The organism is Bacillus sp. SG-1 (genome assembly GCF_000181495.1).
Classification (GTDB): Bacteria; Bacillota; Bacilli; order Bacillales; family Bacillaceae_B; genus Rossellomorea.
This window is the reverse complement of the sequence record NZ_ABCF01000022.1, coordinates 26,299-41,161: the sequence shown is the minus strand read 5'-3', so window position 1 is coordinate 41,161 and position 14,863 is coordinate 26,299. Positions and strand designations below refer to the sequence as shown.

Here is a 14,863-nt window from a genome sequence, read left to right as displayed (position 1 = left end):
AAAAGGTCTGTCCCTCTCACTATTATCTATGAATATTTTCGTTGAAATTCACTGATGGCCTCGTACTCGCTTTCAAGCAGGCGCGGGATGCGGATGAAGATTGGCATCAGTTCACGGTAGATTTCGGAATTCTCACGGTTCGGCTGGTGCGAGTGCACAGATCCGACCATCTCTCCGACTACGTCAAATGAATCGATTTCGCCCAGGCCATACATTCCAAGCACGACTGCCCCCAGGCAGGAGCTTTCAAAGCTTTCCGGCACACTTACTTCTCCGTCGAAGATATCCGCCAGCATCTGTCTCCACAGCGTCGAACGGGCAAACCCGCCAGTCGCCTGGATTTTTGTCGGCGTCCCGATCAACTCTTCCAGCGCAAGCAGTACACTGTAAAGATTCATGACAATTCCTTCAAGCACGGCCCTGACCATATGCTCCTTCTTGTGGTGCATTCCCAGTCCGAAGAACGAGCCGCGGGCATTCGCATTCCAAAGCGGAGCCCTCTCTCCCGCCATATATGGATGGAACAGCAAGCCATTCGAACCGGCAGGGATTTTTTCGGCGATCTCTGTCAGTACTTCATACGGGTCCTTTCCAAGGCGTTTGGCTACTTCGACCTCTGCCCAAGCAAGTTCATCGCGGACCCAGCGGAAGATCATGCCTCCGTTATTGACCGGTCCGCCGATCACCCAATGATTTTCCGTCAGTGCGTAGCAGAAGATCCTTCCTTTCGGATCGGTAACCGGTCGGTCTGTAACGGCACGAATCGCCCCGCTTGTTCCAATTGTCACGGCAACGACGCCAGTCTCTATCGCGTTCACACCTAAATTGGACAGAACACCATCACTCGCCCCTACGATAAACGGAACATCTTCAGGAAGCCCCATCATCTTCGCAGACTCAGCCTTCAAGCCCATCAATGATTCTGTAGTAGAAACCGGACGGGAAAGCTGATCTGCCGTCACACCTGCCACTTCAAGTGCCTCCTCATCCCAATCAAGGTTTTCCAAGTGGAACATCCCCATGGCAGAAGCGATCGAGTAATCTACCACATACACGCCAAACAAACGATTAAAAACAAACTCTTTAATCCCAATAATCTTATTCCCTTTTGCCAACAGCTCCGGCTGCTCTTCTTTTAACCAAGCCAATTTCACTAGAGGAGACATGGGATGGATCGGGGTACCCGTACGCAAGTAAATCTCATGTCCGTTGTTTTCATTTTTGATCTTATCCGCCCAGGCAGCACTGCGGTTATCTGCCCAAGTAATCGAATTCGTCAGCGGCTGCCCTTCACTATCCACCACAATCAGGCTGTGCATCGCTGAACTGAAGGAAACGAAGCGGATATCTGCACCGCTGACTCCGCCGGTACTCATGCTTCCTTTTATCACCGTCAGTACGGCCTGAAAAATCTCTTCCGGGTTTTGTTCAGCCGTACCAGGAACCGGGGTATACAGCGGGTATTCAACTCCGAAGCGGCTGACCGCCTGTCCCTTTTTATCAAAAACGACTGCTTTTGTACTTGTTGTTCCAATATCAACACCAATATAATAGTTTGCCATCTTGAAAACCCTCCCGGCGGTTGAACGCCCTTTCTGTATATCCAGTTTACTATAAAGACCAGAAGATAAATCCATGTAATACAAAGAAAAGGCTGACATCCCGCTGCCAGCCTTTCTTTTTCGTTCGCAAAAACCAATAAAACCTGATGTGCCTGTTACAAACTGCTCGATTTGTATCAGGCACCATAGTTTACTTATTTATCACTTTTCTCAACAGCATGGCCGCCGAATTCATTTCTTAATGCAGCAACAACCTTGCCAGTGAAAGTATCATCTTCCAAAGAACGGTAGCGCATCATCAGCGACAGCGCGATTACCGGTGCAGCCGTCTGCAGGTCAAGGGCCGTTTCAACCGTCCATTTCCCTTCTCCAGAAGAATGCATAACGCCTTTGATGCCTTCAAGCTTCTCATCTTTAGAGAATGCGTTTTCTGTCAGTTCCATTAACCATGAACGGATAACGGAGCCATTGTTCCAAACGCGTGCCACTTTTTCGTATTCGTAATCGAATGGACTTTTTTCTAAAATATCGAAGCCTTCAGCGATCGCCTGCATCATTCCATATTCCACGCCGTTATGTACCATTTTCAAAAAGTGTCCGCTGCCGGCTTTCCCTGTATATAGGTACCCGTTTTCAACAGAGATGTCAGAGAAGATTTGCTCGATCTCTTTAAATACTTCCGCGTTTCCGCCGATCATTGTGCAGGCACCGTGACGGGCACCATCTACTCCGCCGCTAGTTCCGCAATCAAACAGGTATACACCCTTTTCAGCAGCCTGCTCATCTCTTCTTAAGGAATCCTTATAGTGAGCATTCCCGCCGTCGATGATGCGGTCTCCTTCTTCAAGGTGGGGAAGAACTTGTTGGAACACCGATTCTGTTGCATCACCCGCAGGGACCATCATCCAGACTGTTCTTGGTTTTTCCAACTTAGAAACCAATTCTTCAATCGAAGCAGCTGTCCCAACTCCTTCTGCGGAAATTTTCTTCATCGCATCTTTATTTAAGTCAAAAGCGACGACTTGATGTTTATGATCTGTAAGGTTCAGCGATAACTGATAACCCATCTTTCCTAAACCAATCATACCGATTTGCATTTGGAACACCTCAATTTTGTTTATTTATGTGTTACCTTCATTATAGAAAATATTTTCATGTTTGCAATCGATTTCAGAAAATATTTTCCCTTTCTCTGATTTCTAGTATAATATAATCATGAAAACCCTTCCAGGAGAGTGATTCTATGGAGAAAAATCACCAGCACTGCTTGGCGAGCATCCGATCACATTATTCCCAATTCAGTGATACAGAGAAAAAAATTGCCAATTATATCTTGAACAATCCAACAGATATTATTCATTCAACGATAAATGGACTTGCCGATGAACTCGGAGTTGCCGATTCGACTGTTTTCCGTTTTTGTAAAAGGATCGGTTTCAAAGGATACCAGTCCATGAAGATTGCGCTCGCGGCCGAAATTGTCACTCCCATGAGAGACATTCATGAAAATGTCGACGAGAACGATACACCGCAGACCATCGCTTCGAAAGTTTTCCGTTCTAATATGAAGACCATTGAAGATACGTTGATGGTTTTAAAAGAAAAACAGTTTCAAGAAACGGCTGATGCGATGCTGACTGCCGATAACATCGAATTTTTCGGCAGCGGCGGCTCGGGTATTGTTGCCATGGATGCCTACCATAAATTCATCCGGACGGGTTTAAGGGTCCATGCTTCAACGGATAGTCACATTCAATTGATGACAGCCTCGCAGATGACCAAGAAAGACTGCGCTGTCCTTATCTCCCACTCAGGGTCGACAAAAGATATCCTTCAAGTTATGAAGGTATTGAAAGAATCCGGCGCAAAGACCATCGCCATCACCAATTTCGCAAAATCGCCGCTGAGTGAAAAAGCCGACATTTCCTTATATACGGTTTCTGAAGAAACTGACTATCGCTCTGAAGCCCTCTCTTCAAGGATCGCCCAGCTCTCCATATTCGATGCTCTCTACGTCAGCATCATGCTGAAACGGGATCAAGACGGGCAGGATGCGCTGAAGAAAATGCGGAATGCAATTTCGGTGAAGAGGCTTTAGTGTGTACAGGCAAACCTCGAAATTTGTCGATAAATACTGGTAATATTTTATAATTAAACACCCATGAAAACCCTTTAATTAAAGGGTTTTCATGGGTTCTTTTTATTTTTCGGGGAAGTCGTTCGACAAAAATCGGGTCGCCCTTGGCAAAAGAGTGTTGACAACTTGTATATACATGATTACAATAATCTCATAACTTGTATATACAACAGTCGCTGCAAAATGTAAGCGGTTTTTGTAAGCGTTATTTCTATATGATTGTTTAATCTGCCGTCACTGGGGAATTTTGAAGAATGGATAGATTGGTTCGTTTTTCACACACTAGTAATGGAAATTATCTTTTTTAACAGACAGCAGATATCAACAATCTTATCTATTTTCTTAACACTTCTTTAAATGGAAACTGCTTTATTGGCAGCCCATTCGCTATAGAAACGTTTTCGAAAATAGCAACTTAAAAAGGGGAAACAACACCCCGCACAGGAGGGAAAACCATGAGCGTAAATAGAGAGTCTGTGCTCGAAATCATTGAAGCGATCGGCGGTAAAGAGAACATCAATACTGCGACGCACTGTGTGACCCGTCTTCGTCTGGTATTAAATGATGAGGGGCTGGTAGACAAAGAACGCCTGGAGGATATCGACCTTGTGAAAGGTTCCTTCTCCACAAATGGACAATTCCAGATCGTCATCGGTCAGGGACTTGTCGATAAAGCTTATAAGATCCTGGCAGAAGAAACAGGAGTCGAAACAGCTTCAAAAGAAGATGTAAAGAATGCAGCTGCCGAAAAAATGAATCCGCTTCAACGCGCGGTTAAAACACTGGCAGACATTTTTATTCCGATCCTGCCTGCAATCGTTACTGCCGGTTTATTGATGGGTATTAACAATATCCTGACACAGCCGGGAATTTTCATGGATGATGCAAGTGTTGTTGAAGCATTCCCGCAGTGGGCTGATATTGCTTCCATCATCAACTTGATTGCCAACACGGCATTCGTATTCCTTCCTGGTTTGATTGGTTGGAGTGCAGTGAACCGTTTCGGCGGAAGTCCGCTGTTCGGTATGGTCCTTGGTTTAATGCTTGTACACCCAGACTTGCTTAATGCATGGGGGTACGGAGCAGCACAGCAGGAAGGTGAAATTCCGACCTGGAACTTGTTTGGATTGAACGTTGAAAAGGTAGGTTATCAAGGTCAGGTCCTTCCTATCCTTGTTGCTTCATGGGTGCTCGCTAAAATTGAAGTTTGGCTTCGTAAACGGATTGCGGATGCGTTCCAATTGCTTACCGTTGCTCCAATTTCATTGTTAGTTACAGGTTTCTTGGCATTTACGATTATCGGTCCTATCACTTTCACTCTAGGTGGATGGTTAGTGGACGGCGTTACAGCTATCTTTGATGCAGCGCCGGCGATTGGCGGATTGGTTTATGGTGCTCTATACGCACCGCTCGTCATCACTGGAATGCACCATACTTTCCTTGCGGTTGACCTTCAGTTGATTGGAACAATCGGCGGAACATTCCTATGGCCAATGCTTGCCCTTTCCAACGTTGCTCAAGGTGCGGCAGCATTTGCAATGCTAGTTGTTGAAAAACATAATGAAAAAGTTAAAGGTCTTGCCGTTTCATCTGGTGTGTCTGCATGGCTTGGGATTACAGAGCCGGCGATGTTCGGGGTAAACCTTCGTTACAAATACCCATTCATCGCAGCAATCACCGGTTCAGCCATTGCCGGTCTCATCATCACAGTCGGATCAGTACTTGCTCCTTCTATCGGTGTCGGCGGTGTCCCAGCGTTCTTCTCCATCCCGTCTCAACAATGGGGAATCTTCGCTATCGGTATGCTGGTAGCAATGGTGGTACCATTCGTGCTGACACTGGTACTATCCAAGTTCAACAAAAAGAAGTAAGGCATTATCATAATTGGAAGAACCGGCGCCATTTCTACATTGGGCGCCGGCTCTTCTCTTTTGTTTTTAAAGAGATATTGAAAAGGTGCAAAACAACTCATACTATGAGGAGAATACTTATGCACTTTCACACACTAAAGCACTAAGAGGGACAGTCCCTCTTCGCGCGGTGACGCGTTAAAGCATTAAGGGGGACTGTCCCCTACAGTGCGGTGAAGGATTAAAGCACAACAATAAAAATACTTAGCAGGCAGGTGTCCTATAAATGAAGAAGCAGCAACCTTGGTGGAAGAAGTCGGTTGTTTATCAAATTTATCCGAAGAGTTTTAATGATACGTCAGGCAATGGCGTTGGGGATATCAAGGGAATCACTGAAAAATTAGACTATTTGAAGGAATTAGGCATCGATGTCGTCTGGCTGACACCGATCTATAAATCACCTCAGCGTGACAACGGCTACGACATCGCCGACTACTTCAATATTCACGAAGAGTATGGCACGATGGAAGACTTCGACGAATTGTTATCGGAGGCACATGACAGAGGCATCAAGATCATCATGGATATCGTCGTGAACCACACGTCCACAGAACATGAATGGTTCATCGAATCACGAAAGTCCAAAGACAACCCTTACCGCGACTACTATATCTGGCGTGACGGCAAAGAAGACGGTTCCGAACCAACCAACTGGCAGTCCAAATTCGGCGGCAACGCATGGCAATATGACGAGGAGACCGGTCAATACTACCTTCACCTGTTCGATGTGACTCAGGCGGACCTCAACTGGGAAAATGAAGAGCTTCGTACGAAAGTGTACGACATGATGAAATTCTGGCTGGACAAAGGCGTCGACGGCTTCCGTCTCGATGTCATCAACCTGATTTCCAAAAACCAGGACTTCCCTGACGATGACGGTTCGACAGCACCTGGCGACGGCCGTAAGTTCTATACAGACGGACCTCGCGTCCACGAATTCATGAACGAAATGAACAATGAGGTTTTCTCAAAATACGACATCATTACCGTAGGTGAAATGAGTTCAACGACCATCGATCACTGTATCAAGTATTCGAATCCTGAACGAAACGAACTGAGCATGACGTTCAACTTCCATCATTTAAAAGTCGATTATCCGAATGGTGAAAAATGGACAGTTGCGGACTTTGACTTCTTGCAGTTAAAAGACATACTGTCGACCTGGCAGCGCGAAATGCACGCAGGCGGCGGCTGGAATGCCCTGTTCTGGTGCAACCATGACCAGCCTCGCATCGTTTCCCGTTACGGAAATGATGGCGAATACCGTAACCTGTCGGCCAAGATGCTCGCAACAACGATTCATATGATGCAAGGAACTCCTTACATTTATCAAGGGGAAGAATTCGGGATGACCAATCCTAAATTCACGAGCATCGACGAGTATCGTGATGTTGAGTCGATCAACATCTTCAATATTTTAAAAGAAGAAGGTAAATCCGAAGAAGAAATCCTGGAAATCCTTCGCCATAAATCCCGTGACAATTCCCGTACACCGGTTCAATGGGATAACAGCGAGAACGCAGGTTTCACAAACAGCACTCCTTGGATTCCGGTGGCAAAAAATTATCCGGAAATCAACGCAGCAAAAGCATTGCAGGATAAGGACTCTGTCTTCTATCACTATCAAAAGCTGATTTCCCTGCGCAAAGAATACGACATCATCACGGACGGCGACTATCAGCTGCTGACACCGGAACACGCAGATGTCTTTGCTTATGCACGTAATGGCGAGAACGAAAAGCTGCTTGTCGTGAACAATTTCTACGGAAATAAAACGGTCTTTGATCTGCCTAACGACGAACTGGACATCGATGGCTGGAACAGTGAAATCCTCATTTCCAACTACGAAGACAGCCAGACCGACTTAGAACTGATCAAACTCAGACCTTATGAGTCAATCGTATACCGTTTAACAAAATAACTTTTTGATACCCGCTGACACACAAGCGGGTATCTTTTTTTATGGCTAAGTCCTGGCACAAGACACCGAATAGGTATGCAGTCACACTTTTTTCAAAAGGCTGCTTTCTCAAGGCTCTTTTTTTAAACTTTGTTGCTAATTAAAATGAATTTCGAAAAATATAGACATCTCTCACACGAAATATCGAGCTACTCTCCCTATTCCGAGAGAAAAAACCTTGTAGGCAGGGAAAAAATCCGACACTAGGGACTTTTCAATCATGTTGGTTTTTATATGACAACAATACTTAGAAAAAGAATTCATCAAAAAAAGCACCAGCACAGGGCCGGTACTCCTCAAACTTATTCAGAATCAGAAGCAGATTCTGATTCATCCTTATTTTTCATCACTTTAATCATCGATACTTTCCAGCCTTCATCTGTCTTCTGGAAGATTGTCAATTGTTTTCCACTTGTTGTTGCCTGTTTATCACTGTCAGGATCTTTTGTCACGACTTCCAAGTCAGCATAAACATCCGCTTTCTTCCCTTGGTAATTGATAATTTTCACATTGGAAGCTTCACGTCTAACATCCAGTTTGCTGAAGACATTGTTAACAGCAGCTTCTTCTTCTTCCAGTGTAAAGTTGATCGGTGTATCGGAAAGAGTCGCCAAGTATCTGTCTACATCTTCATCGTTGAATGATTCGATATATTCATTAAACGCATCCAGGATTGCCTGCTTTTCTTCTTGGGGAACATCTTTCGCTTCCTCCAGATTCTCAGCATCCTCCAGGATTTGAGCCGTTTGCTCTTCAAGAGGATTCGTTGCTTCTTCCTGCGTTTCTTCGGGCTTGTCCGTATTTTCAGCACCCTGTTCATTATTGTTACAGCCTGCCAACAAAAGGCTGCTTACTCCAAGACCTATCATGATTTTCTTCCAAAGCTGTGTAGTCAAATCCTTCACCCTTTTCTAAAATATGCGATAACTCCATTTTACCTGAAAAATCCTAAAACTCTCAAGCTCTTATTCAAAATACCTAAGTATGGTAGAATAAATATGGTGATATTATGACAAAAAAGAACAAATATATGCAGATATATCAAGAGCTCGCTGATAAAATCAAGGACGGTACCTATCCTGCGAACGAAACACTCCCCTCGGAAAATGAACTCTCAGAACTCTATGAGACTTCGCGGGAAACCATTCGCAAGGCGCTGACCCTTCTTTCACAGCGTGGATTCATTCAAAAGATACGCGGCAAAGGGTCATTGGTACTGGATATGTCCAAGCTGAGCTTTCCAATTTCCGGACTCGTCAGTTTCAAGGAACTTCAAGGTTCCCTTGGAGGCGAATCTCAAACAATCGTCTATGATTTCGGCCTCATCACGCCTGATAAAAGGCTCGCCAAACAACTCGGCTGCCAACAGGAGGAAGAGGTATGGAAAGTTGTCCGGGCCCGCAATATCAAAGGAGAACGCATCATCCTTGATAAAGACTACTTTTTGAAAAAGAGCGTTCCTCTTTTGACCAAAGAAATATGCGAGAAATCCATCTATGAATACCTTGAAAATGAACTGAAGCTTCCGATTTCCTATGCTAAAAAAGAAATTGTCGTGGAAGAATGTACAGAGGAAGACCGCTCATACCTTGATCTGGACGGCTTTGACCATGTAGTCGTCGTGAAAAACTACGTGCATTTAGAAGACACCACACTCTTCCAATATACAGAATCACGACACCGGCTGGATAAGTTCCGGTTTGTTGATTTTGCGCGGAGGAAGCACTAAACAGGTTGTTCCAATTGGAACAACCTGTTTTTTTATCTTTCTTAAGAGTTAAACCTTAAATCTTTGGATTAACTTATTCAAATCATCCGCCAAGTAGGATAATGATACCGCTGATGTAGAAACTTCCTCAGTAGAAGCCAACTGTTCATCAGTAGCAGACGTCACGGTCTCCATACTATGAAGGGAGCTCAACATAACGCTTCTTACAGCATCTACCGATTCTGTCACTTTTCCCGTATTGTTTTCAATCTCATAGGTCTTTGCAGAAACCGTACCTATTTCATGTCGCAGTTTCTCAATCGCTTCTCGGATATCTGAAAATGTTTTATTCAAGGTTGATACTTTTTGGATACCGGACGTAACATCATTCGTTGAGGTATCCATTGTTTTCAGCACTTGTGTCGTCTCTGCCTGCATTGCTTGTATTAATTCAGTGATTTTCTGGGAGGAATCCGATGATTCTTCTGCAAGTTTTCGAACCTCACTTGCGACTACAGAGAAACCTTTCCCGTGTTCACCTGCTCTGGCTGCTTCAATAGCGGCATTTAAGGCAAGTAAATTGGTTTGTTCTGAAATACCTCTTATAACACCAATGATATTGCCAATTTGTTTGGAGTGATCACCAAGTTTAAGCATGGTTGAAGACAGTTGCTTGACCGAGTCGCTTATAAGATTAAGCTGACCCAACGCCAGTTTAATTTCCTCACTCCCGATACTTGTTTTTTCAGAAGCGGAGCTTGTTAATTGTTCCACACTCGTAGTGCTTTGAGAGATGATTCTAATATCTTCCACTAATTCATCAATAACCTTTTTGCTTTCTTCCACCCTTGCTACTTGGTTTTCAGCTACAGTCAGCTGCTGATTCATTGTAGCTGAAATTTGTTTGCTGGCCGTTGATGTTTCTTCAGAGGTAGCAGATAATTCTTGTGAAGAAGACGCAACCTGGTGACCACTATTCTGAATCTCCTGAATCAATGTCTGTATATTGTCAGCCAGTTGGTTAAAAACCTCTCCTATATCTTCAAACTGATCCCTTGTCTTTAGATTGACCCGCTGTGTAAAGTCATTTTCTTTAAAGAGGGCTGCGATGCCCGTTAACTTTGCCAAGGGCTTTTCCACAAAATACTTAATTAAAAAGTAAATGATTGCAGCTCCTGCCAAAATAGTAACTGCCGCTGAGCTTATATTAATCAACAGAGTGTCTTCAAAAACCTTATTGGATATCCCGACAATTGTAGTTCTAATGGAAATCAGAAAAAATAATAGAATCGATAGGCTTAGGGTCAGTTTAAATTGCAAGCTTCTAAGTTTCATAAATTACCTCCATAAAATTGAATGCCTCGATTTGAAATTTCCAGCATTTCATCTATTGTTATTATCGTCGGGCTTTGGAAAAACTGAATAGACTTAATGTAATTGGAATGATTTACAAAAAAAGACAAGCTCCCTTTAACCAAGAGCTTGTCTCATATTTTTTATCGAACTTCCACCCAGCCATTTTTAATTCCAGTCACAACGGCTTGTGTACGGTCGTTTACGTTCATTTTTTGCAAGATGTTACTTACATGGTTCTTAACAGTTTTCTCACTGATATACAAAGCTTCACCAATACCACGGTTGCTTTTTCCATCAGCTAGCATCTGCAGGACTTCACACTCACGGCGGGTCAATAGGTGCAGCGGGCGTCTTACTTCCGTCTGCTTGAATCCGCCTGTTTCCTGAGTATTTGCCAAACGGCGGTAATCACTGATTAGGTTGTGGGTAACCTTAGGATGGATATATGATCCACCAGCAGCTACCACCTTAACCGCCTCAATCAGTGCTTCGGAGTCCATTTCCTTCAAAAGATATCCTAAAGCCCCTGTTTTTAATGCGTGGCTCACATAGTTTTCATCGTCATGGATGGACAGGATGATGACCTTTGTATCAGGATACTTATTTACAAGCTCTTGAGTAGCCTCAACACCATTTTTTTCAGGCATATTGATATCCATCAATACAACATCAGGATTGTGTTGTTCTACGAGCCTCATTGCCTCTGAACCGTCATCTCCCTCTGCTAATACATTAAAAGTTGGCTCGAATTCTAAGATGCGTTTTACCCCTTCACGAAATAACTGATGATCGTCTATAATGACAATATTTGTTGTCATAATTTCGCCTCCCTATGTGTACGAGAAAAATTTATTCTGTTAATGGCACCTGGACAAGGATGACGGTGCCTGAGCCGGTTTTTGAGTCAATACTCATTTCCCCGTCAAGGATATCTACCCGTTCCTTCATGCCCATGATTCCAAAAGATCCGCTTTTCTTTTGTGTTGTGTCGAATCCCTTCCCATTATCTTTAATGATAACGGTCACTTTATCTTTGGTGATTTCCAATTTCACTTGAATTTCAGAAGCTCCAGAGTGCTTTAGGGCATTTTGAACGGATTCCTGTATCAATCTGAATAAGGCGACTTCATATTTGGATGGCAGCCTTTTTTCCTGCCCCAAGTTCAAGAATCTTATAGTTGTACTGTTATGATACTCTTCGATGGTACTTAAGTATTTTGTGAGGGTCGGAACCAATCCTAAATCATCCAATGCCATTGGCCTTAAGTCATAGATGATCCGCCGGACTTCATATAAGGCGGAACGGACCATTTTTTTCAGATCCTTGATTTCCCCCAAGGCAGCCATCGGCCCATTCTCCCGGTAAACCCTGTCAATCAGATCCGATCTCAGAAGGACGTTAGCCAGCATTTGGGCAGGTCCATCGTGAATCTCCCTTGATAGCTTCTTGCGTTCATCCTCTTGGGCTTCAATAATCTGAAGACCAAAGTCATGCCTTTCCTTAGCGTCTTCAAGGGCAGCGCCCATCTGCTTCAAGTCACTGCTCAGGTAATTCATCACAACGGTAATTTGGGAGTTCAACTGATCTGCCCGGTCGATGGTATCCTCAAGATTCCTGATTCGCCTCTCAAGGTCATTCCGCCTTTCCCGCAGCCTGGCTTCCGTCTGTCTGTTTAAAGAAAGCTTCATTTGCAAATCATGGGCTTGCTCATAAGCTTCTCTTACCTGCCCCTCGGAAAACTTTTGAAAGTGCTGGCTGACTTCCGAGAGCCTCTTCCTCGCAAACCTGGACTTCCGCTCCAGCTCATCACCTTCTTGAATGACCTTGTAGACAGATTCTTTTATGACTTTTAATTCATTAGTAATGGATTCATAATCCTGTCGACACTGTTCGCCGATTTCAAAAACATCATTTTTACTGCGGCCGACCGTGTCGATCATCTGCTCTAAAATGTTATCCAACATCTTGGTGTTCACCTTTTTAATGGACACGGGACCCTCCTCCTAGTAACAAGTTCATTGTACATGGAATTTATTGCATTACTATTTCAGGATAATTAAAAATTAGCTTTTCAGCTAAAATAGTTATAAAGCCACAGCTGTTATGTAACCTGCGCACCTTTATTCCTATATAATGCTCAATCAATATAATGTTAATTTAAAAATTCCCTATTGCTTTTCAAATTCCTTTATTCATCTAGGCATATTTTAAAATAGAAGTCATATCACCAAATCCACGTCTATTATACCATGTCACATTTTGTCGGATATTAAGATTTCATTACATATTATTACCCGTCCCATAAACCTTTAGCGCTTTAAACCACTAAGAGGGACTGTCCCTCTTAGTGGTTTAAAGCGCTAAAGCAAACACTCAATAATGATTTGTCGGTTTATGTATAGTAAAATGAGGAGGAAGCTTTATTTTTGTCGAAACATGATTTAATACCCATATAAATGAGAGATAAACCTTTCTGAGAGGAGTTTTATTTTGCTGCAAAAGTATTTAACGGTAAAAGAAGCCGGTGAACATGAAATTACTATTGAACGTTCAAGATTTATTGCCCACATAAAACGTGTCGAAACGGAAGAAGAAGCGCAAGAATTCATTAACCAAATCAAAAAAGAACACTGGAGTGCCAACCATAACTGCTCCGCATATATGATCGGTGAACAAAACCTCATCCAGAAAGCCAATGACGACGGTGAGCCGAGCGGAACAGCAGGTGTCCCTATGCTCGAAGTACTTAAGAAGAGAGACCTGAAGGACACTGTCGTCGTCGTGACACGCTATTTCGGCGGTATTAAGCTTGGGGCCGGCGGGTTAATCAGAGCATACGGAAAATCCGTCTCTGAGGGCCTCAACGCCGTGGGTATTGTCGAAAGAACGCTCATGCGGGTCATGAAGACAAAAATCGACTATACATGGTTGGGGAAAGTGGAGAATGAAGTGCGGTCTTCGAAGTATCCATTAAAGGAAATCTATTATTTAGATTATGTCGAAGTGGAAACATATGTCGAAGAGGATAAAAAAGAGGAATTTGTCGAGTGGATGACGGAACTGACGAATGGGCAGGGAGAAATTAAAGAGGGAAAACTAGAATACTTGGAGGAAGCTGAAAAGAAAAAATAACTATATACCAAAACACTTAATAGTTTCAATTTCACTTGAGGTTTACGAAACTATTGAATTATTATAGAATGAACCGGTGAAAGAAATTATGTTGAAGTGGGGATAATATTGCACGATTCTCGTATTACAAAAAAGAGCATTAGGCGCAAACGAAGAAGACGAATAATTGGCAGTATTTTATTATTAATTATTTTAACAGGAACTGCCGGCTTAACCGTTTTCGGATTTAAACTTTATAAGGATACCAAAAATACTACTAATAAAATTTATCAAGAATTAGACTCTTCAAACCTTCCTAATAACAGTTCGGAAATTGAAATTACCAAACAACCTTTTTCAATATTATTAGTTGGGATCGAGAACCAAAAAGGTGGATTAGGTCGGTCTGATGTTCTTCTTCTTTTAACAGTAAACCCCGGTACCCACGATATTAAAATGGTTAGTATACCAAGGGATACATTAACATACATTCCAGCTGCTGGAATTGATACAAAAATAGCCCATTCTTATGGTTATGGAGGAATAGAGCCTACAATAGAAGCTATTAATAAATTTATTGATGTTCCTATTGACTATTATATAACAACGAACTTCCAAGGGTTTGAAGACATTGTAGATTCTTTAGGCGGTATCACTGTTGATATACCATTTACCTTTACAGCACAATTGACTGGGAGTTTAAATTGGAAAACCTTTTATGAAGGCTCTGAAAAGCTTAACGGCAATGAAGCACTTGCCTATGTAAGAATGAGGAAACAAGATCCAAAAGGAGATCTGGGGAGGAATGAGAGACAACAACAAGTAATGAAAGCCATCGTTGATAAAGGAACTTCCTTCTCTACTATTACTAAAGCTGATGATATTTTAGAAGACTTGGGTAACAACGTCAAAACGAATATCCCTCCCTCTAAGTTCATAAGCCTTGTTAAACTGTATTCTAAGATAAAAGACGAGGAATTTAACCTACTTAAATTAGAAGGATATGATGATTATATTGATGGAGTTTACTATTACGTTCCAGACATGAACTCTATAAAAGAAATATCCGCACAACTGAATGAAACATTACTATAAAAAAGAAGAGGGCAGCCTTTTCT

The 14,863-nt window shown here is 42.9% G+C and carries 12 protein-coding genes and 1 pseudogene; 6 read left to right on the top strand and 7 right to left on the bottom strand.

Annotated elements, in window-relative coordinates; all coding sequences use genetic code 11:
• Positions 1 to 26: 26 nt before the first annotated feature.
• The gene (gene gntK, locus BSG1_RS11105; RefSeq protein WP_044022762.1) at positions 27 to 1,562 is read right to left on the bottom strand and encodes a gluconokinase; all 1,536 of its coding nucleotides are present in this window, start codon (positions 1,560 to 1,562) and stop codon (positions 27 to 29) included.
• A gap of 194 nt (positions 1,563 to 1,756) precedes the next feature.
• Positions 1,757 to 2,659, bottom strand: a complete 903-nt coding sequence (gnd, locus tag BSG1_RS11100) for a phosphogluconate dehydrogenase (NAD(+)-dependent, decarboxylating) (RefSeq protein WP_006837116.1) — start codon at positions 2,657 to 2,659, stop codon at positions 1,757 to 1,759.
• A gap of 146 nt (positions 2,660 to 2,805) precedes the next feature.
• Between gnd and BSG1_RS11095 the strand changes: the two genes are divergently transcribed.
• From BSG1_RS11095 to treC, 3 genes are all read left to right on the top strand, one after another.
• Entirely contained in the window at positions 2,806 to 3,660 is an 855-nt protein-coding gene (locus tag BSG1_RS11095) for a MurR/RpiR family transcriptional regulator (RefSeq protein WP_006837115.1), read from the top strand.
• 494 nt (positions 3,661 to 4,154) lie between these two features.
• Positions 4,155 to 5,570 (top strand): PTS system trehalose-specific EIIBC component, encoded by a 1,416-nt coding sequence (gene treP, locus BSG1_RS11090; protein ID WP_006837114.1) that lies wholly within the window; start codon positions 4,155 to 4,157, stop codon positions 5,568 to 5,570.
• Positions 5,571 to 5,835: 265 nt separating this feature from the next.
• Positions 5,836 to 7,530 carry an alpha,alpha-phosphotrehalase gene (treC, locus tag BSG1_RS11085; protein ID WP_006837113.1) on the top strand — a complete coding sequence of 565 codons (1,695 nt, stop codon included), beginning with the start codon at positions 5,836 to 5,838 and terminating at the stop codon, positions 7,528 to 7,530.
• Between the two features lie 341 nt (positions 7,531 to 7,871).
• Here treC and BSG1_RS11080 read toward each other — a convergent pair whose 3' ends face one another.
• Positions 7,872 to 8,465, bottom strand: a complete 594-nt coding sequence (locus BSG1_RS11080; RefSeq protein ID WP_052302387.1) for a hypothetical protein — start codon at positions 8,463 to 8,465, stop codon at positions 7,872 to 7,874.
• 113 nt (positions 8,466 to 8,578) lie between these two features.
• On the opposite strand from BSG1_RS11080, the gene treR reads away from it, so the two are divergent.
• Positions 8,579 to 9,298, top strand: coding sequence for a trehalose operon repressor (gene treR / locus BSG1_RS11075; RefSeq protein ID WP_006837111.1), 720 nt, complete (start codon positions 8,579 to 8,581; stop codon positions 9,296 to 9,298).
• 48 nt (positions 9,299 to 9,346) lie between these two features.
• Here treR and BSG1_RS21765 read toward each other — a convergent pair whose 3' ends face one another.
• The 4 genes and pseudogenes from BSG1_RS21765 to BSG1_RS11060 form a co-directional block, all read right to left on the bottom strand.
• Positions 9,347 to 10,165 (bottom strand): methyl-accepting chemotaxis protein, encoded by an 819-nt coding sequence (locus BSG1_RS21765; protein ID WP_442852157.1) that lies wholly within the window; start codon positions 10,163 to 10,165, stop codon positions 9,347 to 9,349.
• 123 nt (positions 10,166 to 10,288) lie between these two features.
• Positions 10,289 to 10,612 (bottom strand): annotated as a pseudogene (locus BSG1_RS21760) (HAMP domain-containing protein); the annotation flags it as partial.
• Between the two features lie 161 nt (positions 10,613 to 10,773).
• A complete protein-coding gene (locus BSG1_RS11065; RefSeq protein WP_198008228.1) occupies positions 10,774 to 11,454 on the bottom strand; it encodes a response regulator in 681 nt (226 codons plus the stop codon).
• Between the two features lie 28 nt (positions 11,455 to 11,482).
• Positions 11,483 to 12,598 carry a sensor histidine kinase gene (locus tag BSG1_RS11060; RefSeq protein WP_006837108.1) on the bottom strand — a complete coding sequence of 372 codons (1,116 nt, stop codon included), beginning with the start codon at positions 12,596 to 12,598 and terminating at the stop codon, positions 11,483 to 11,485.
• A gap of 526 nt (positions 12,599 to 13,124) precedes the next feature.
• Between BSG1_RS11060 and BSG1_RS11055 the strand changes: the two genes are divergently transcribed.
• Together BSG1_RS11055 and BSG1_RS11050 are read left to right on the top strand one after the other, a co-directional pair.
• Positions 13,125 to 13,766, top strand: a complete 642-nt coding sequence (locus tag BSG1_RS11055) for a YigZ family protein (RefSeq protein WP_006837107.1) — start codon at positions 13,125 to 13,127, stop codon at positions 13,764 to 13,766.
• 108 nt (positions 13,767 to 13,874) lie between these two features.
• Positions 13,875 to 14,840: an LCP family protein gene (locus tag BSG1_RS11050; protein ID WP_156791468.1), complete on the top strand. Its 966-nt coding sequence runs from the start codon at positions 13,875 to 13,877 to the stop codon at positions 14,838 to 14,840.
• Positions 14,841 to 14,863 lie beyond the last annotated feature (23 nt).